We start from the raw sequence: 19,488 nt of genomic DNA, 5'->3' as shown, positions 1-19,488 counted from the left end.
CACACCGAGCCGGGGAGCGGCGGATGCACGAAGACGTACACGCGCAGCGGGGACTCGACCTCGACCGGCCGAACGCCGCCCGCGTGTACGACTACCTGATCGGCGGCCGGCTCAACTACGCCGTCGACCGGGTGTTCGCCGAGCAGATCCTCGGCGTGCTGCCGAACGCGCGGCACATGGCGCTGGTCAACCGGATGTGGCTGCGCCGGGCCGCGCGGTTCGCCGCGGCGCAGGGCATCCGGCAATTCCTTGACATCGGCTCGGGCATGCCGACGGTCGGGCACGTGCACGAAGTCGTCCAAGCGGTCGACCCGCAGGCGCGGGTCGTGTACGTCGACAACGAGCCGATCGCGATCGCGCACAGCGAGATCGTCTTGGCGGGCAACGAGAACGCCGCCATGGTGCAGGCCGACGCCGAGCGCCCGGCCGACGTCCTCGAGCACCCGACGACCGAGCGGCTGCTGGACTTCACCGAGCCGGTGCTGGTGATCATGGCGGCGTTCATCCACTTCGTCCCGGACTCCCGCGACCCGGCCGGGCTGATCGCGGCCTACGGCGACGCGCTCGTCCCGGGCAGTTTTCTGGCGCTGTCGTCGGGCACCTGGGAGGGGCAGGGCGAGGAGTCCCGGCGTTCGGTGGCGCTGTACGAGGAGAGCGGCACGCCCTTGACCCTGCGCTCGCCGGACGAGCTGCGGGCGCTGGTGCGCGGGTTCGAGATCCTGCCGCCGGGGATCGTGTTCACGCCGCAGTGGCGCCCGGACGAGCCGCCGGCGGACCCGCCGGAGCGGTCGGGCGGACTTGCGCTGGTGGCGCGCAAGAACCGATGACCTCGCCGGCGGCGGGAGAACTCCGGCTATCCTCGCGTCACACCTGACTCCAGGAGCGGCGGATGAGCGAAGACGAGTACGCGCGGCGGGGCATCGACCTCGACAAACCCAACGCGGCGCGCGTGTACGACTACATCCTCGGCGGGCAGCTCAACTACGCCGTCGACCGGATGTTCGCCGAGCAGGTGCTGGCCGCGCAGCCGAACGCGCGCGAGCGGGCGCGGCTCAACCGGCAGTGGCTGCGCCGGGCCATCCGGTTCGGGATGGACCAGGGCATCCGGCAGTTCCTCGACATCGGTTCCGGCATGCCGACCGTGGGCCACGTGCACGAGGTCGCCCAGGCCGTCGACGCCCGGTCGCGGGTCGTGTACGTCGACAACGAGCCGGTCGCCGTGGCGCACAGCGAGATCGTCCTGGAGGACAACGAAAACGCGGCGATGGTGCACGCCGACGCCGAGTTCCCCGAAGACGTCCTCGAACACGACACCACCGAGATGCTGCTGGACCTGGACCAGCCGCTGATGGTGGTGATGGCGCTGTTCGTGCACTTCATCCCGGACGAGCGCAACCCGGCCCGGCTGATCGCCGCCTACCGCGACGCGCTCGCGCCCGGCAGCTACCTCGCCCTGTCGTCCGCGACGTACGAGCAGCAGAGCGACGACACGGCCCGCGCGGTCGCGATGTACCAGAAGAGCGCGAACCCGGTAACCCCGCGCTCGGCCGACGAGCTCCGCGCGCTGGTCGACGGCTTCGAGATCGTCGACCCGGGCATCGTGTTCATCCCCGAGTGGCGGCCGGACGACCCCACCGAGATGCCACCGAACCCCGCGGAGTGCGGCGGGCTGGCCCTGGTGGCCCGCAAGAATTAGTGCCGCGCGTCGCGAATTGATTGATGCTCACCGAGCCGAGCCGAGCCGAGCCGAGCCGAGCCGGAGTGCGGGTCCCGAGCGCCCCAATGTGGCCTTCGGTGCGTCAGACGCACCCAAGGCCGCCTTGGGGCGCTTGAGCCGGGCCGCTCAACGAACCTCAGACGCAAGAACTAGACGGCGACCAGCTCCGGCGCGGTCCGCGTCCTCGGGACCAGCGCCGCCAGCAGCACGCCGGCCAGCGCGGCGGACGCGGCCACCGCGAACGTCGCGCGGAAGCCGGCCAGCGACGGCACCGGCAGGCCGCCGACGGTGATCGTCAGCTGGGCCAGCATCGCCGCCATCACCGCGCTGGAGATGGCCGTGCCGACCGAGCGCATCAGGGAGTTCAGGCCGTTCGCCGACGCCGTTTCGGTGACCGGCACCGAACCCATGATCAGCGCGGGCATCGCCGCGTACGCGATGCCGACGCCGGCGCCGATGATCACCGACGCCGTGATCAGCTCGAACGCGTTGTCCATCAGCACGATCGCGAACCCGTACCCGGCCGCGATCACCAGCGCGCCGCTCATCAGCGTCGGACGCGGGCCGAACCGGGCGATGAGCCGCGCCGAAACCGGCGAGAGCAGCATCATCACCAGGCCGTTCGGGGCCAGCGTGAGGCCGGACTCGACCATCGTCTGCCCCAGCCCGTAGCCGGTCGACGCCGGCGCCTGCAGCAGCTGCGGGAACGACAACGCCATGGCGTACAAGGCGAAGCCGACCATGATCGACGCGAGGTTGGTGAACAGCACCGGACGCCGCGCCGACACCCGCAGGTCGACCAGCGGGTCGCGGCGGCGCAGCTGGTAGGCGCCCCAGCCGAGCAGGATGACGACGGCGACCGCGGCCAGCCCGAGCGTCGGCGCGCTGGTCCAGCCCCACGTGCCGCCCTTGACCACCGGCAGCAGCAGGCAGAGCAGCCCGGCGGCCAGCCCGAGCGCGCCGAAGTAGTCGAACGGCGCGGGCGTGCGCAGCGGCGACTCGGGCACCACGGTCAGGATGAGCAGCGCGCAGGCCAGCCCGAGCCCGGCAGCGGTCCAGAACAGCACGTGCCAGTCGGCGTTCTCGGCCACCACGGCCGCGACCGGCAGCCCGATCGCCCCGCCGACGCCGAGCGTGGCGCTCATCAGCGAGATGGCGCCGCCGACGCGTTCGGGCGGCAGTTCGTCGCGCATGATGCTGATGCCGAGCGGGATGACGCCCATCGCGCAGCCCTGCAGCCCGCGGCCGAGGATCTGGAACGCGAGCGCGCTGGTCGTCGCGGACACGATCGAGCCGGCGATGAGCAGCCCGAGGCTGACCAGGATCATCCGCCGTTTGCCGTAGAGGTCGCCGAGCCGCCCGCTGACCGGCGTGATGACGGACGCGGCCAGCAGCGTCACGGTGACGACCCAGGAGGCATCGGCGGCGGAGGCGTGCAGCAGCCGCGGGAAGACCGGGATCAGCGGCACGACCAGCGTCTGCATGAACGACGCGACGAGCCCGCAGGAAGCGAGCACCACGACGATCGGGCGGCCGGAACGGGACACCACCACACCCCCAGCGTGTACTTAGTACGCGTCATGCAACTTCATGCACTGTACCCACGGGGTGACGGGTTTCCGTACGAGTGGCGGTTTCGTCACAGCCAGGTGCGGACGCCTCCGTGGCCGGAGCAGGTGCCCGAACGGTGCTGGCTGTAGCTGTAGCTGCCGTCCTTGCAGATGGCCGTCGCGCCGGACGGGTTGTCACTCGGCCGGTGGACGCAGGTGCCGTCGGAGTTCCGGTAGTAGTCGGCGCCGCACTCGGCCGGCTTGGGCGCGGCCTGGGCGGTGGTGGCTGCCGCCTTCGGCTTCGCCACTGTCGTCCGCGGGGCCACCGGAGCGGCGGTGGCCACCGGAGCGGCGGTGACGACCGGCGCTTCGGAGGTGGCCGGAGCCGAGGTCGTGACCTCGGTCGGCGTCGGCGTGGGCGTCGGGTAGGTGGGGGTGGGATAGGCCGAAGTAGTGGGCGCGAGAACGCCGAGGTTGCCGGCGTCCTTGGGCGGCACGGAACCGACCCCGCACCCCGCGACCAGCACACCGGCGGCCAGGACCGCACCGAGTTTCATCCGCACGACGACTCCCTTAGCAACACGAAGCAATGTGCGGAAGTCGATCGGGAGCGCCCGGTTGTTACGCCGTTCTCCTAAACTTTCCGCATGTCCTGGCTCCGGCGGTTCGCGGCCGAGCTCGCCGTCGTCGTCGCGGTCCTCGCCGGCTCGCTCTTCGCCGTCCTGAACGACGGCGCCAAGCCCGCGCACCACGCCGCCCTCGGCTGGGTGCTCACCCTCCTGTGCTGCGCCGCCCTCTTCCTCCGGCGCCGGTACCCGCTCGGTGTCGCCGGGTTCGCGCTCGTCTGCTGCGCGCTCTACTACCCGCTCACCGATCCCGACGGCCTCGTCCTGCTCGCCTTCGCCTACGCCCTCTACAACGCCGCCGCGGCCGGGCGGATCCGCGGGGCGGCGCTGCTCGTCGTCGCCGCGATGGCCGGTGTCACCGCCGGCGAAATCAGCTCGCGGACCGGGCGGCACGTCGACAACTTCGCCTTCTTCCTGATGACCGGCTGGTTCGTCGCCCTGGTCGCGGGCGGCGCCGTCGCGCACTACCGGGCCGAGGCCGAGCGCACCAAGGAGGCCGAGGCCCGGGCGCGCGCCACCGACGAGCGCCTGCGCATCGCCCGCGAGCTGCACGACGTCCTCGGCCACCACCTCGCGCTGATCAACGTCCAGGCCGGCGCCGCGCTGCACCGGCGTGACCCGGGCCAGGCCGAGGAGGCGCTCGCGGCGATCAAGGACGCCAGCAAGACCGCACTCCAGGAGTTGCGCACGACGCTCGGCATGCTCCGCCAGGCCGGCGGCCCCGGCCTCCAGCGGGTGGCCGAGCTGGCCGAATCGGTCGGCGCCTCCGGGCGGACCGTGCGGACCGAGGTCGACGGCGTCGCCCGCGACCTGCCGCCGGACGTCGAGCACGCCGCGTTCCGGGTGGTCCAGGAGGCGCTGACGAACGTCGCCAAGCACGCCGGCGCGCGGACCGTCGTCGTCCGGCTCGGCTACGGCGAAGACGAGCTGTCCGTGCAGGTCGACGACGACGGCCGCGGCGGCGCGGCCCCGGCGGGCAACGGCATCCGCGGGATGGCCGAACGCGCGCGGGCGCTCGGCGGCGAACTGACCGCGGCGCCGCGCGAAGGCGGCGGCTACCGGGTGCGCGCCCGGCTGCCGGTGCGATGATGGGCCGATGATCCGGGTCCTGCTCGTCGACGACCAGCGGCTCGTCCGCGCCGGCTTCCGGTCCATTTTGGACGGTGAGGACGACATCACCGTCGTGGCCGAGGCCGCGGACGGGCGCGAGGCGCTGCAGGCCGCGCACGACCACCACCCCGACGTCGTGCTGATGGACATCCGGATGCCGGTCCTCGACGGCCTCGCCGCCACCCGGCACCTGCTCGAAGACCCGGCGGTGCGGGCCAAGGTCGTCATCCTCACGACGTTCGACCTCGACGAAGACGTCTACGGCGCGCTGCGGGCGGGTGCGAGCGGGTTCCTGGTCAAGGACACCGAGCCCGAGGAGCTGATCCACGCCGTGCGGGTGGTCGCCCGCGGCGACGCGCTGCTGGCGCCGTCCATCACCCGGCGGCTGATCGCCGAATTCGCGGCCCGCAGCACGCGCCCGGCACCGTCCGCGGCCCTGGACCGGCTCACCGACCGCGAACGCGAGGTGCTGACCCTGGTCGCGGCCGGGCTGTCGAACGACGAGATCGCGCGCGAGCTCACCCTCAGCCCGGCGACGGCGAAGACGCACGTCAGCCGCATCATGACCAAGACCGGCACGCACGACCGGGCGCAGCTGGTCGTCCTCGCCTACGAGTCCGGCGCGGTGACGCCGAGGTGGCTCGCGCCCTGAGCCGTACTCCCCCGGGTGTACGGGACCGGCCTTAAGGGACACCGCCGGGAGCACGCGAAGTGTCCTCCGCTGCGCGACGCGCGGTAGGCCCGGCTCGCGAATCCTTATCCGCCATGGACACCATCACCCGTACTCCCGGCGGCGGCTTGGCCCGGCTGGCCGGCTGGGCCCAGCGCCACCGGTGGCTCGCCGTCGCGCTCTGGGCCCTCGTTCTCCTCGGCGTCACGTTCACCTCCCGGCTCGCGGGCAGCGCGTTCCACGACGACAACTCGTTGCCCGGCACCGAATCGCAGCAGGTCGTCGACCTGCTGCACAACACCGCGCAGTCCGGCGCGAGCGCGCAGATCGTGCTGAAGGCCGGCGACGGGCTCGCCGCGCACCGCGCACCGATCGACACCATGCTGAGCGAGGTCCGGTCCTTGCCGCACGTGCGGTCGGTGACCGAGACGCTCGCTCCCGACGGGCGGATCGGGTACGCCACCGTCACCTTCGACGCGGCCTCGACCGACCTGCCCTACGACGACATCGTGAAGTTCGCCGACACCGCCAAGCGGGCCGGGCCCGTCGAAGTCGCGCTGGCCGGGGACCCGATCGAGCGGATTTCCAAGAGCGGCGGCCCCGCGGAAGGCGTCGGCCTGCTCGCCGCGCTGGTCATCCTCGTGTTCCTGTTCCGCTCGCTGCTCGCGGCCGGGCTGCCGGTGCTCACCGCGGTGTTCGCCGTCGGCAGCACGCTGGGCGTGATCACGGTCGTCTCGCACTTCGTCGACATCGCGAGCTACACCTCGCCGCTGATGATGCTGGTCGGGTTCGGCGTCGGCGTCGACTACGCGTTGCTCGTCTTTTCCCGCTACCGCAGCGAGATCCTCGCCGGCCACGACCGCGAATCCGCCGGACGGCGGGCGCTCGACACGGCGGGCTCGGTGCTGTTCGCCGGGACGACCGTGATCATCGCGCTGCTCGGCCTCCTCGCGCTCGGGCTCGGCGGCCTGCGCGGGGTCGCGCTGTCCGTCGCGCTCACCGTCCTGATGACGATGCTCGCGTCCGTGACGCTCCTGCCCGCGCTGCTCTCGCTGTTCGGCAAGCGGCTGGAACGCGGCATCCGGCGGCACGCTCTCCGGCGGGACCACGGCAAGGCGTGGCGACGGCTCGCCGACGGCGTCCAGCGCCGTCCGTGGGCCCCGCTGGCCGTCGGCCTGACCGTCCTGATCGGACTGTCCATTCCGGCCGCCGGGATGCGGCTCGGGTTCGCCGACGCGAGCACCGACCCGGCCGGTTCCACCACGCGACAGGCGTACGAGCTGCTGGCCGAGGGCTTCGGCCCGGGCTTCACGGGCCCGCTCGCGATCGTCACCGAGGACGGCGACCCGGTTGCGCTGCAGCGGAAACTGTCCTCGACCCCGGGCGTCGCACGGGTCCTGCCGCCCACAGGCCGGACGACCCTGGTGTTCCCGACGACGTCACCGCAGGACGCGGCCACAGCCGAGCTGGTGACGCGGCTGCGGACCGAGGTGCTGCCGACGCTGCCGGGGCACTACCTGGTCGGCGGCTCGGTGGCGGCCGCCACGGACTTCGCGGACGCCGTCGCGGACCGGCTGCCGCTGTTCGTGCTGGTCGTCGTCGGGCTGTCGGCGTTACTGCTGGTGGTGGTGTTCCGCTCGGTCCTGGTTCCGCTCAAGGCGGCGCTGCTGAACCTGCTGAGCATCGGCGCGTCCCTCGGCGTGCTGACACTGGTGTTCGGCGACGGCTGGTTCGGCGCGCAGCCGGGCCCGATCGAGGCGTTCGTCCCGGTGATGATCTTCGCGATCGTCTTCGGGCTGTCGATGGACTACGAGGTCTTCCTGGTGTCCCGCATGCACGAGGAGTGGCGCCGGACGGGCCACGCCCAGCTGGCGGTGCGCGAAGGCCTGGCCTCGACGGGCGCGGTGATCACGGCGGCGGGCGCGATCATGGTGCTGGTGTTCGGCGCGTTCCTGCTGGACCCGTCGCGGATGCTGGCCCAGTTCGGCCTGGGCCTGGCGGTCGCGGTCCTGCTGGACGCGGTGGTGATCCGCTGCCTGGTGGTCCCGGCCGTCATGCGGCTGCTGGGCGCGCGGGCGTGGTGGCTGCCGGGGTGGCTGGACCGGCGGTTGCCGCACTTCGCGCTGGAGCCCTGACTCCGGTCGCTGTACCGTCGACACCCCTTCACGGACAGGGGAACCGAATGATCGCACGCACCTGGCGGGGCTGGGCGCCCGCCGCGACGGCCGACGACTACGAGCGGCACTACGAGACCGAAGTGGCGGAGCACCTGCGCGACCTGCCCGGCTTCCGCGGCGCCCGGCTGCTGCGCCGGACGGACGGCGAGGAGGTCGAGTTCACCTCGATCACGTTCTTCACCGACCTCGACGCCGTACGGGGCTTCGCCGGAGACAGCTACGAAGAAGCCCGTGTCGAAGAAGCCGGACGGCGGGCGCTGAGCCGCTGGGACGACCGCGTGCACCACGCGGAAGTCGCCGTCGCACTGTGACGAAAATGGGCCGTTCCCCTGAACAGGGGAACGGCCCGTCTGCGTCACTGCCTATTCGTAGATCTCGCCCTTGGCGGCCTTCTCCACCAGCGAAGCCGGCGGCTCGAAGTGGTCGCCGTACCGGGCGGCCAGCTCGCGGGACCGGTCGACGAAGCCCTGCAGGCCACCCTCGTACTGGTTGATGTACTGGATGACACCGCCGGTCCACGCCGGGAAGCCGATGCCGAAGATGGAGCCGATGTTGGCGTCCGCCACCGACGTCAGCACGCCTTCGTCGAAGCACTTCACCGTCTCGAGGGCCTCCGCGAAGAGCATCCGCTCCTTGAGGTCCTCGAACGGCACCTCCGCCGAGCCGGACTTGAACGCGTCGCGCAGGCCCGGCCACAGGCCGGCGCGCTTGCCTTCGGCGTCGTACTCGTAGAAGCCCGCGCCCGTCGAGCGGCCCTTGCGGTCGAACTCCTCGACCATCCGGTCGATCACGGCCTCCGACGCGTGCGACTTCCAGGTGCCGCCCGCGGCCTCGACCGCCTCGCGCGTCTCCTTGCGGATCTTGCGCGGCAGGGTCAGCGTCAGCTCGTCCATCAGCTGCAGCGGCGGCGCCGGGTAGCCCGCCTGCGCACCGGCCTGCTCGATCGACGCCGGCTCGACGCCCTCGCCCAGCGCGGCGACCGCTTCGTTGATGAACGTGCCGATCACCCGCGAGGTGAAGAAGCCGCGGCTGTCGTTGACGACGATCGGGGTCTTCTTGATCTGCAGCGTGTAGTCGAAGACCTTCGCCAGCGTGGCCGGCGACGTCTTCTCACCGCAGATGATCTCGACCAGCGGCATCTTGTCCACCGGCGAGAAGAAGTGGATCCCGATGAAGTCCTCGGTGCGCTGCACGCCCTCGGCGAGGGTGGTGATCGGCAGCGTCGAGGTGTTGGAGCCCAGCACCGCGTCGGCGTTGACGACGCTCTCGATCTCGCCGAACACCTTGTGCTTCAGCTCGACGCTCTCGAAGACGGCCTCGATGACGAAGTCGACGCCCGCGAAGTCGGCCGGGTCACCGGTCGGCTTGATCTTCGCCAGCAGCGCGTCCGACTTCTCCTGCGTGGTCTTGCCGCGCGAGAGGGCCTTCTGCTCCAGCTTCTCCGCGTAGCCCTTGCCCTTCTCGGCCGCCTCGAGCGAGACGTCCTTGAGGACGACGTCGATACCCGCCTTCGCCGAGACGTACGCGATCGCGGCGCCCATCATCCCGGCGCCGAGGACACCGACCTTCTTGGCCGTGTACTTCTCGAAGCCGTCCGGCCGCGAGCCGCCGGAGTTGATGGTCTGCAGGTCGAAGAAGAACGCCTTCGTCATGTTCTTCGAGACCTGGCCGGTGGCGAGGTGGATGAAGTAGCGCGTCTCGATCAGCTGCGCGGTGTCGAAGTCGACCTGCGCGCCCTCGATCGCGGCGGCCAGGATCGCCCGCGGCGCCGGCATGTTCGCGCCCTTGATCTGCTTGCGGAGGTTCGCCGGGAACGCCGGCAGGTTGGCCGCGAAACTCGGGTTCGACGGGGTGCCGCCGGGGATCTTGTAGCCCTTGACGTCCCACGGCTGCACGCCGCCCTCGGGGTTCGCCTTGATCCACGCCTTCGCGGCGGGCACGAGCTCCTCGACCGAGCCGACGAGCTCGTGCACCAGCCCGAGCTCGAGCGCCTTGGCCGGGCGGTGCCGCTGGCCCTGCAGGAGGACGTTGAGCAGCGCGCTCTGGATGCCGAGCAGGCGCACGGTGCGCACGACGCCACCGCCGCCGGGCAGCAGGCCCAGCGTCACCTCGGGCAGGCCGAGCTGGCTGCCCTTGACGTCGGCGGCGATGCGGTGGTGCGTCGCCAGCGCGATCTCGAGGCCGCCGCCGAGCGCGGCGCCGTTGATCGCCGCGACGACCGGCTTGCCGAGCTGCTCGATGCGGCGCATCTGGCCCTTCATCGCGCCGCTGCCCTCGGTCAGCTCGACCGCGTTCTCGGGCTTGGCCTGGATGAGGTCGTTCAGGTCGCCGCCGGCGAAGAACGTCTTCTTGGCGGACGTGATCACCACGCCGGTGATGGTGTCCTTCTCCGCCTCGAGCCGGTCGACGGTGACGCCGAGCGACTCGCGGAAGGCGGCGTTCATCGTGTTCGCCGACTGGTTCGGGTCGTCCAGGGTCAGGGTGACGATGCCGTCTTCGTCCTGCTCCCAGCGGATGGTCTTGCTTTCAGGCATTTCGGTCCTCACACCCGCTCGATGATGGTGGCGACGCCCATGCCGCCGCCGATGCACAGGGTCACCAGCGCGCGCCGCGCCTGGCGGCGTTCCAGCTCGTCGACCACGGTGCCGACCAGCATGGCGCCGGTGGCGCCGAGCGGGTGGCCCATGGCGATCGCGCCGCCGTTGACGTTGACCTTCTCCTCGTCGAGGTGCAGGTCCTTGATCCACTTGAGCACGACGGAGGCGAACGCCTCGTTGAGCTCCCACAGGTCGATGTCCTCGGGCTTGAGACCCGCGGCCTTCAGCACCTTCTCGGTGGCCGGCGTCGGACCGGTCAGCATGATCGTCGGCTCGGAGCCGATCGACGCGGTCGCCACGATCCGGGCGCGCGGGGTCAGCCCGAAGGTCTTGCCGACCTGCTCGGAGCCGACGAGCACCAGCGCGGCGCCGTCGACGATGCCGGAGGAGTTGCCGCCCGTGTGGACGTGGTTGATCTTCTCGACCGAGTGGTACTTCTGCAGCGCCACGGCGTCGAAGCCGCCCAGCTCGCCGATGCCGGCGAAGGCGGGCTTGAGCTTGCCGAGGCCCTCGACGGTGGAGCCGGGACGGCGGTGCTCGTCGTGGTCCAGGATGGTGACGCCGTTGATGTCCTTGACCGGGACGACGGACTTGGCGAAGTAGCCGCCGGACCAGGCCGCCTCGGCGCGGTCCTGCGAGCGGACGGCCCAGCGGTCGACGTCCTCGCGGGAGAAGCCCTCGATGGTGGCGATCAGGTCGGCGCCGGTGCCCTGCGGGACGATGTAGTTGTCGTACGCGGTGGCCGGGTCCATGAACAGCGCGCCGCCGTCGGAGCCCATCGGCACGCGCGACATCGACTCGACACCGCCGGCGATGATCAGGTTGTCCCAGCCGGAGCGGACCTTCTGCGCGGCGGTGTTGGTGGCCTCGAGGCCGGAGGCGCAGAAGCGGTTGAGCTGCACGCCGGCGACGGTCTCGGGCAGGCCCGCGTTCAGCGCGGCGGTGCGCGCGATGACGGCGCCCTGCTCGCCGACCGGCGAGACGACGCCCAGCACGACGTCGTCGATCGCGGCGGGGTCGAGGTTCGGGTGGCGGACCTTGAGTTCGTTGATCAGGCCGACCACGAGGTCGACCGGCTTGGTGCCGTGCAGGGCACCGCCCTTGTTCTTGCCGCGAGGCGTGCGGATCGCCTCGTAGATGTAGGCCTCGCTACTCACAGAACAACTCCTCGCGAGCGTGTGGGACGTCTTCGTACCGTGACCGATGATACCGGCCAGTAGGGCTAATGCCCATTAACTTAGCGCCGGATAACCCCAAGGTGTCAATGGGTTGCAGGTGTGCCGTTAGCCGCTATCGTTCACTCACCATGACCGACGTCGAACGCAGCACGCGCCCCCGCGACCGCAAGGCCCAGCTGGCCGCGGTGGCGGCGGAGCTGTTCCGCGCGCGCGGCTTCCCCGGAGTCGGCATCAAGGACATCGCGGACGCGGCGGGCGTCACGGGCCCGGCGTTGTACCGCCACTTCGCGGACAAGCAGGCGATCCTGGCGTACGTGGTCCTGAGCGGTTTCGACGATCTCGAGACGGCGACGGCGGAGGCGCTGTCGGACGCGGTTTCCCCCGCTGACCAGCTCGAGGTCCTTCTGGGACGGCTCGCCACCCAAGCGGTCGAGCGTCGCGAAATCGCGGCGTTGTGGCGCTGGGAAGGCCGCCACCTGCCGAAGGAGGACCAGCGCGAGATCGCCCGCCGGTCGGCGCTGGCACTGACGGCGTGGTCGAAGGCCCTGCTGGCCCGGCGCCCGGAGCTGCCGGCCGAGGACGCGGAGCTGCTCTGCTGGGCGGCGCTGTCGGTGTTCGGGAGCGTATCGGTCCACCACACGTCGGTGGCCCGCCGCCGCTTCGCCCAGCTGCTGGTCGAATTGGCGCTGGGTGTGTTGAACGCCACACTGCCGGCACCGTCTTCCCCACCGCCACCGGCGGCGTCGAGCCTGGGCACGCCGTCCCGCCGCGAGCAGGTGCTGGCCGAGGCAACGGCCCTGTTCGCCCAGCGAGGCTTCCACGCCGTGAGCATGGAGGACATCGGAGCCGCGGCGGGCATAGCGGGCCCGAGCGTGTACCGACACTTCCCCAGCAAGGCGGCCTTGATGGTGGCGATCGGCCACCGCGCGGCGGACAGGCTGGCCTGGGCGGCGGAGCAAGCCCTCCAGACGTCCGACGAGCGTTCGGCGTTGCGCCGGCTGGCGGAGTCGTACGTGCACACGATCTTGCGCACACCGGAGCTGCTGGTGTCGTTTTCGGCGGACCGGGTGACGATGCCGGACCGCGACAAGGTGGACCTGCTGCGGGTGCAGCGCGACTACGTGGCCCAGTGGGTGACGCTGCTGTCGGCGGTCCGGCCTTCGCTGCCTCCGCGCGAAGCGAAGATCACGGTGCACGCAGCGCTGACGATCGCCAACGACCTGGCCCGGACGCGCCGGGTGGCGTCGAGGCCACACTTCGAAGCCGAGCTGACAACACTGCTGCACACGGTCCTCGGCGTCGCCGACTAGCCACCGGACGAACGATCATTTCGCGACAAATCGACAAATACTCCCTTCAGAATTGCACCTTCTTCCGGTCGCACCCAAGAGCAACCGACACATAACACTCAGTACCTGGTTTGTACGCCCTGCTGGTTCGATCACATGTTTGATCAGATTCCTCTGCCCAAGAATCCGTCAACCAGCGCAAACACTTGGTCCGGGTCACCCGAATGGCGCTACACATCGCATGCTAAATTGTGTTCGACTTGCCAGTCGTTTCTCAAGTTGCGGAAGAGGAAATATCGTCATGCGATCTCCGGATGGCAATGGACAGCCGGGGATCAAATCCGAACTCCTCGACCTGAGCACGATCTCGCTGTTCGAACTGCGAAAGCTCAACCCTGTTGCGCTTCACCGATCGATCCGCCACGCCGTAGACCGCACCGCACACATCCCGGTGACCGCAAGCGGCAGTGACGGCGGCGCCAAGCGCGTCGACTGACCAACGCTCCGAAAGGTTCTCCGTGCGCATGATGGCCTCCGTCTCGTCCGAGCCGGACGTGCACTCGATCGCCTGGAACACCTTCGAGCAACTGGCCGGTGGCGGCGGTGGGATCGCGGCGGTGGACGCCCTGCGCACCGCGGATCGGAGCCGTCGCCTGCTTCTGCTATACGGCCTGGTGGAACGGGCGGCGACCGACCCGCGGCTGACTGGACCGCTGACCGGTTCCGAAGGGGCCTGGCAGCTACTGGTCCGCGCGCAGGAAGCCGATCCCTGCGCGCTGGAATGCATCCTCGCCCACCCGTACACCGGAAGCTGGGCGGGGTACACCACCCGGCTGATCGAGCAGGACCTGGCCGGGGAATGCCCGCTATGGGTGCACTACGGCTACCTGCACACGCTCGCCGCCGCGGCGGCGATCCACGCGGACCTGGACTTCGCCGTCCAGGTGCCGGTTTGGGACGGCAGTGTCGTGCTGCCGACGCTGGGAGCGGCTCGGCTAGCCGGAGGCCGCGGCTTCACCACCGCTGAGGTGTACGGGACAGCGGGGGCATTCACGATTCGCGGCGAACAATCATGTGTTTCTCCCGGCGATTCGGCTTGGAGCTCGCTCCGGACATTCCGGTTCGAGGCCCGCGACCGTGTCCTCGAACTGCGGCTCGACGACCTGGACCCGCATCGCGGTCTGTACCACCCGATCCCACCGGCTCGGCTGGCGGAAACCGATTCGGCGATCTGGCGTGACCTGCTCGGCGAGGCTTGGAGCCTGGTCGTCGATTGTCTGCCCGCATACGCCGAGGTCCTGCCCGAGGGTCTGACGTCGATCGTCCCGGAACCGGCCGTCCCGTTCCGGCTCCCCAGCGCATCGACGGGCGAAGCCTTCGGCAGCGCGGTCATCGCAACTCCCGACGAACCGGCGACACTCGCCGCGGCACTGGTCCACGAGTTCCAGCACATCCGGCTCGGTGCCCTGCTCCAGCTCGTCCGGCTGCATGACGACGACCGTACCGAGCGGCTTTACGCCCCGTGGCGAGAAGACCCCCGGCCACTCGGTGGCCTGGTGCACGGAATCTACGCTTTCTTCGGTGTATCGGCATTCTGGCGAGCGCTTTCCCGAATGCGCCCGAACGACCTGCTGGCCGCGTTCGAATTCGCCCACTGGCGCGCTCAGAGCTGGCGCGCCCTGGAAGGGATCTGCGACGACTCGGGCCTGACCAACGCGGGACAGCATTTTCTCGGCGAGCTGGCCGCAGTGCTCGGTCCGTGGCAGGCCGAACCGACAGCGGGCGAAGCGGCAAAGTGGGCGGACACGCTGGCGACAGACCACCACGCCGGCTGGCTGCTTCGCCACGTCCGCTTCGAGCCTGAGACAGTCGCCGGACTCGCGCGTGCCTGGACGGACGGACTCCCCTGTCCGACCCTGCCATCGGGAGGCCGGCTCGACACGGCTTCGGACGGCGACTGGCCGAACGCCCGCGCCGACCTGGTGCGGATCCGACTGGGCGAAAACGGCGAAACCCGGCTGTCGCAGTTGTGGTCGCTTGTCCCGGAGGCGCTGGAGGCTGATCACCTGCTGGTGAAAGGCCGGGTGCACGAAGCTCAGACTGCGTACGCGGCGCAACTCGCAACCGATCCGGACCACGCTTCGGCCCTGATCGGCTTGGCTTTGTCGCTCCCCGACGGACCGGCCAAGCGGGCCTTGCTCGCCGTACCCGGACTGGTCCGCGCGGTGCACCGGAAGTTGCGAGCTACGGGCGGCGCCCCTGCGCTCGACGAGCTGGCCGCTTGGACGGGCGAGCGGCTCTCCTGACCAAGTCAAAGCGGCATCGGATCGATGTCGCACTCCGCACGCACGGCCTTTTCCGCGGCGGCGATCGCGGGATGGTGACGTCGGAACGTCCGATCGATCGCGCCGAGCACCTCTTGGTGCTGGCTGACCGCCTCTCGGATGCGACCGAGCCGCTCGAGGTCGAGAGCCCGGTTGAGCCGCGCCGCGAGCGTCACGGGATGACTGTCCGGCAGGGCCCGCCGCAGCCGCGCCAGGGTTTCGGTGTTCATCCGCAGGGAACGTTGCACGTCGCCGAGTGCATACCAGTCGTTCGCGGCGTTGATCGAACACGCCAGGACGTGTGGATGGGCCGGGCCGAGCCGGTCCCGCAGCCCAGTCAGCGCCCCTTCGTCCCGGCTCAACGCCGCCGCCGGGTCCCCGAGCAGGCGCAGGGTCGCCCCGACGTCCGCATCGGCCACCAGGGTGTGCGGGTGCCGATCGCCCATGTTGGCGCGGTACAGCGCCAGTACCTGCTCGCCGAGTTCGCGTGAGGCAGCGAGCTCACCCGCGTTGCGTAGGTCCAGAGAATGGGCCAGTGCGCAGGCCAGCGCATTGGGGTGGTCTGGCCCGTATTTTCGCCGGAAGCGCTCCAGCGCGCTGCCGGACAAGTGCAACGCGGCCTCGTGGTGACCGTCCTTCCGCTGCGCTACCGCGAGGTGGTAATCGCGACGGATGACGCCGTCCGTGTCCGAGTCGAACAGACCGCGCACGCGCTCCACGACCTTCTCCTGCTCGATCCGCGCCCAAGAGTAGTCGCCGAGTTCGCGTCGGCAGATGACCATGATATTGAGGGTGAGGATGGTTTTCCAGTTGTCGTAACCCAATATCTCGGACCGGCGTTCGTAGGTGTCCTCGCTGAGCCGGCGTGCCTGTTCGTACTCTCCCGTCAGCAACAACGACACAACGAGGTCGTGAGCTGCGGCCAATGTGGACGGGTCGTCGTCGCCAAACAGGGAGCGGGCCTTTTCGTAAGTCCTCCGGTTGAGATCCCGTGCCGCGAAGAAGTCACCATTGGCCTTCAGCCCGACAGCCACCAGGGTCTCCGCCCGTAGGGCCTGTTCCGAATCCGGTCCAGCGATTCGCCGGTAGAGGTGCAAGGTTCGGCTACAGACCTCCGACGACGCCTCGTACCGACCAAGCACCCACAGCATGCGCCCAAGATGCTCCGATGCGGCCAGAGTCTGGGCGTCTTCGGCGCCGTACCGGTCCGTCCAGGCAGTCGCGGCTTCTTCCGCCAGCGCCAGCGCCCCGGCATGATCACCGGAGACGTACAGGAATTTCATCAGGTTGAGCAGCAACCTCCGAACCCATGGGTCGTCGCAGTCGATCAGTCCGGCGTGCCGCACGTGCGGTAGCACCATCTGGTAACGCGGCCACAGCGGAGCCATCTCAGGGGCGTTCGGGTCCAGGTTGGCCAGCAGCAGCGCGGCACCGTGGCGCATCCCGGCCCGGGTATCTTCAGACATCCGGGCCCGCAACGCCAGTTGCGCGAGCCGGTGCAGAAGCAGTGCACCGCTGCGGTGGTCCAGTTTTGCCAACCGGTAGCGGTTGATGTCCCTCAGCGCCCGGTCCAGCAGGTCGGGGTCCCGCATCGCGGTGTCCAGCTCCGGGGCGATCGATACGCCCCGAACCCCGGCGAACAGGCTGCGAGAAATCGGTTCGGGCGCAAAGAACGCGCACACCTGGAGCAGCTGGTGTGCGGCCGGATTGCGGGTCGCGATGCCGTCGAAAGAAACGTTCCAGGCGGCCGTCGCGGCGATCTCGTCGTCGGACGTCCGCGGAGACGTTGAGAGGATCTCGGCCAGTTTTTCCTCCAGCAGCCGGATGTACTCGGCAACCGGAATGCCGGTTTCGGCCCGCCACGCCGCGGCCTGCGCCAGCGCGATCGGCAGATCGCCCAGCTTCCGCGCCAATACATCAGCCTCCACGGCCGCGACCGCGGAGTCTCGGTGGCGCAGGAGTTCGATGCTCTCCGTCCGGGCGAATCGGCCGACGACGATCGACTCGGCGGGGAAGTCGTCGGGAGCGGCGTCCCGTGCGGTGATCAATGTCCGGCCCGGCCCGTCAGTGGGCAAGAACCGCAGGAGCGATTCGGGATCATCGGCCGCGTCGAAGACGAGCAGCCAGCGGCGATAGGGCTTGCCCGTGCGCAGCGCCGCCAGGACGGCGGGGACCGCGGTGAGGGTCTCTTCGGCGCCCGGCAACCGCAGCTGCCGGGCGAGTTCGGTCAAGGAAGCGCGGATCTGGGACTCCCGGGGCGCACTGACCCACCAGACGAGATCGTGGTCGCGCAGCTGCCGATAGATGTACTCGACGGCGATCTGGGTCTTGCCGAGGCCCCCGGGTCCGTGGAGGATCGTGCGACCCACCGGCCGCAGGCTTGCCGTGAGGTGGTCGAGCAGTTCGTCTCGGCCGACGAACTCCGGATTGCGCGCCGGCACCGCCCCCCAGACGACCGGGGCGTCGGTGGTAATCCGCCGGACCCGGCGTAGGGAGGTGGCCACTTCTTCTCGGACGTCCTCGACCAGCCGCTTCGTCGCCAAGCCCGGCTCGGCGGTGCCGAGCGGGACCGCACCGTCCTCCGCCACGACATCCCGGCTGTCTTCCGCCGCGGCGAGCTCGTGCTCCCGCTCCTGCAGGCGTTCGGCTCGCCAGGCATACGGCCCCGAGAGTGCACGCATGACGACGCGCTCGAGGGAAATGTCCGCCGCCTCGTCTGGCAGGGCGGCGTGATGGGGGTCGGCGAGTGCGTCGGCCATCTTCAGCAGCACAGGGTGCCGCTCGCCGAACCGCTGTCCGGTCGAGGCGACCACCCGCACGGTCTCCGCTCGTCGTCCGGCCGCGAGCAGTGCCTCTCGAACCGGGATTGGGAAATCGAAAACGGCGTCATCTTCAAAGGCCTTTCCCGTCTCGGGTGGAGAGAGGAGCCCGCTGGTGAACACTTCGGCGAGTTGTGCCGTGCCGGCTTCGGGAACGAGTTCTGCTCGGACGAACCGTGCGATCGACAGACTGACCGGTACTGCGGCCAGCAGCGTCGCGAGGCGGAACGCAGGCGGTGTGGCAGCACCTACGAACCGCCGGACCCGCTCTTCGGCCGATAGGGGCGCGGCGGCCTCGTCACCTACCGGCTCGGGCAGCGGCTGGTCGCGGGCGAGCAGGACCGTCCCCGGAACCGCCTCGGTGACCGTGCGCGAGATGAAGCGTACCCACCAGCTGAACCACCGGCCCTCCAGCTCGAGGACCGGGACGGGCACCGCGCCGGCGATCGTCTTTTCCGGTTCCGCCATGGTCATCCAAGCATCTGGCAGCTCGAACCGGTAACGGCGGTTGGGCCGGAATGGGCCAGGCGAGGCGAGCAGGGCTCGATGCAGCGGCAGACCGCCCTTCTTCCACATGTACTGCGGCAGCAGTTGTACCAATGCGACCGGTATGCCTCTACTCCACTGTGCGAGCAACGGCGAAACGAGGTCGCGCCGCCATGCTTCGCCGAAGCCGTCGGTGAGCACCAACATGAGCCGGTCGCCGTACCAGCCGAGGAGCTCGGCCGCACTGTGCTGCGGTGCGTCGGGTGTGCCACCGCGCAGCACCGGCACGAGAGAGCCGTCCGTCGCGCGGGCCTCCGTCTCGAGGTATCGGATCCTGACCGTCCGGAACGCCCCCAGCTGTTGCACCAGCTTCAGGAACGCCGTGACTTCCGACTGCCACAGCGCCATCGACGCTCCGGCGTCCACCACCACGGTCAGGTCAAGGACACGAGTCGTCGGAGCCGGCTTCACCACGGGAAGCCAGAGACCGTCCTGGACCGCTTGCTCGGCGGTCAATTCCTCGTCCAGCTGGAGGTCGTCTTCTCGCGTGGATGGACGCAGCTGCTTCAGCGGCCGGAGGGAGCGGAGGATATCCGGGCTGCCGGGCATGGTTCCCGGCTTCGGGGCCCGGCCGTTCGACGGCTCCCTCTGACGGCTATCCCCGCGCACGTCCCGGGTAAACCCTCCGGCATCGCGATGCCGTTGCCGCTTGGCCACCGGCTCGGGACCGGAAGCAGACCGGCGGTCCTCCCCGGGATTCGGCACACGGATGGGTGGCGGCGGCAGCTCGGGTGCCGGCTCCGGAGCCGGCGGGCGCGGTTCCGGTTCTGGGTCCGGCTGCCCTGACGGCCGACGCAGCGCAGCTGCCAGCCAGACCGCGTCGGCGACCTCGCTCCACGACAGTGGCTCTTCCCCCACCCGGATCTCCCACGGCTCCCCAGCCAT

The 19,488-nt window shown here is 70.1% G+C and carries 14 protein-coding genes; 8 read left to right on the top strand and 6 right to left on the bottom strand.

The annotated features are described in order from the left end of the window. Positions 1–23: 23 nt before the first annotated feature. Both ACLJPY_RS10310 and ACLJPY_RS10305 read left to right on the top strand, forming a co-directional pair. On the top strand, positions 24–827 hold the full coding sequence (locus ACLJPY_RS10310) for an SAM-dependent methyltransferase (RefSeq protein WP_410587797.1): 804 nt from the start codon (positions 24–26) through the stop codon (positions 825–827). Between the two features lie 62 nt (positions 828–889). After that, positions 890–1,696: an SAM-dependent methyltransferase gene (locus ACLJPY_RS10305; protein ID WP_410587796.1), complete on the top strand. Its 807-nt coding sequence runs from the start codon at positions 890–892 to the stop codon at positions 1,694–1,696. A gap of 170 nt (positions 1,697–1,866) precedes the next feature. Here ACLJPY_RS10305 and ACLJPY_RS10300 read toward each other — a convergent pair whose 3' ends face one another. Beyond that, positions 1,867–3,270: an MFS transporter gene (locus ACLJPY_RS10300; protein WP_410587795.1), complete on the bottom strand. Its 1,404-nt coding sequence runs from the start codon at positions 3,268–3,270 to the stop codon at positions 1,867–1,869. An 86-nt stretch (positions 3,271–3,356) separates the two neighbouring features. Then, positions 3,357–3,824 (bottom strand): DUF3761 domain-containing protein, encoded by a 468-nt coding sequence (locus ACLJPY_RS10295; RefSeq protein ID WP_410588275.1) that lies wholly within the window; start codon positions 3,822–3,824, stop codon positions 3,357–3,359. A 90-nt stretch (positions 3,825–3,914) separates the two neighbouring features. Between ACLJPY_RS10295 and ACLJPY_RS10290 the strand changes: the two genes are divergently transcribed. The 4 genes from ACLJPY_RS10290 to ACLJPY_RS10275 all read left to right on the top strand — a co-directional run bounded on the left by ACLJPY_RS10290 (position 3,915) and on the right by ACLJPY_RS10275 (position 8,161). Next, entirely contained in the window at positions 3,915–4,982 is a 1,068-nt protein-coding gene (locus ACLJPY_RS10290; RefSeq protein ID WP_410587794.1) for a sensor histidine kinase, read from the top strand. 7 nt (positions 4,983–4,989) lie between these two features. Further along, entirely contained in the window at positions 4,990–5,655 is a 666-nt protein-coding gene (locus ACLJPY_RS10285) for a response regulator (RefSeq protein ID WP_410587793.1), read from the top strand. 113 nt (positions 5,656–5,768) lie between these two features. After that, positions 5,769–7,808, top strand: coding sequence for an MMPL family transporter (locus tag ACLJPY_RS10280; protein ID WP_410587792.1), 2,040 nt, complete (start codon positions 5,769–5,771; stop codon positions 7,806–7,808). Between the two features lie 47 nt (positions 7,809–7,855). Then, positions 7,856–8,161: an antibiotic biosynthesis monooxygenase family protein gene (locus ACLJPY_RS10275; RefSeq protein WP_410587791.1), complete on the top strand. Its 306-nt coding sequence runs from the start codon at positions 7,856–7,858 to the stop codon at positions 8,159–8,161. A gap of 51 nt (positions 8,162–8,212) precedes the next feature. Here ACLJPY_RS10275 and ACLJPY_RS10270 read toward each other — a convergent pair whose 3' ends face one another. Continuing rightward, complete coding sequence (locus ACLJPY_RS10270) at positions 8,213–10,384, bottom strand: 3-hydroxyacyl-CoA dehydrogenase NAD-binding domain-containing protein (RefSeq protein WP_410587790.1); 2,172 nt, start codon at positions 10,382–10,384, stop codon at positions 8,213–8,215. A gap of 8 nt (positions 10,385–10,392) precedes the next feature. Then, positions 10,393–11,604 (bottom strand): acetyl-CoA C-acetyltransferase, encoded by a 1,212-nt coding sequence (locus ACLJPY_RS10265; RefSeq protein WP_410567710.1) that lies wholly within the window; start codon positions 11,602–11,604, stop codon positions 10,393–10,395. A 149-nt stretch (positions 11,605–11,753) separates the two neighbouring features. On the opposite strand from ACLJPY_RS10265, the gene ACLJPY_RS10260 reads away from it, so the two are divergent. Then, positions 11,754–12,935: a TetR/AcrR family transcriptional regulator gene (locus tag ACLJPY_RS10260; protein WP_410587789.1), complete on the top strand. Its 1,182-nt coding sequence runs from the start codon at positions 11,754–11,756 to the stop codon at positions 12,933–12,935. 253 nt (positions 12,936–13,188) lie between these two features. Here ACLJPY_RS10260 and ACLJPY_RS10255 read toward each other — a convergent pair whose 3' ends face one another. Beyond that, positions 13,189–13,440: a hypothetical protein gene (locus tag ACLJPY_RS10255; protein WP_410587788.1), complete on the bottom strand. Its 252-nt coding sequence runs from the start codon at positions 13,438–13,440 to the stop codon at positions 13,189–13,191. Here ACLJPY_RS10255 and ACLJPY_RS10250 point away from each other — a divergent pair. Continuing rightward, entirely contained in the window at positions 13,439–15,220 is a 1,782-nt protein-coding gene (locus ACLJPY_RS10250; RefSeq protein WP_410588274.1) for an HEXXH motif domain-containing protein, read from the top strand. The genes ACLJPY_RS10255 and ACLJPY_RS10250 overlap by 2 nt on opposite strands. Positions 15,221–15,225: 5 nt before the next feature. On the opposite strand, the gene fxsT is transcribed toward ACLJPY_RS10250, so the two are convergent. Beyond that, positions 15,226–19,488, bottom strand: a complete 4,263-nt coding sequence (gene fxsT, locus ACLJPY_RS10245) for an FxSxx-COOH system tetratricopeptide repeat protein (protein ID WP_410587787.1) — start codon at positions 19,486–19,488, stop codon at positions 15,226–15,228.

Source organism: Amycolatopsis sp. lyj-23 (genome assembly GCF_046549135.1).
Classification (GTDB): domain Bacteria; phylum Actinomycetota; class Actinomycetes; order Mycobacteriales; family Pseudonocardiaceae; genus Amycolatopsis.
This window is presented reverse-complemented; position numbering and strand designations above follow the sequence as displayed.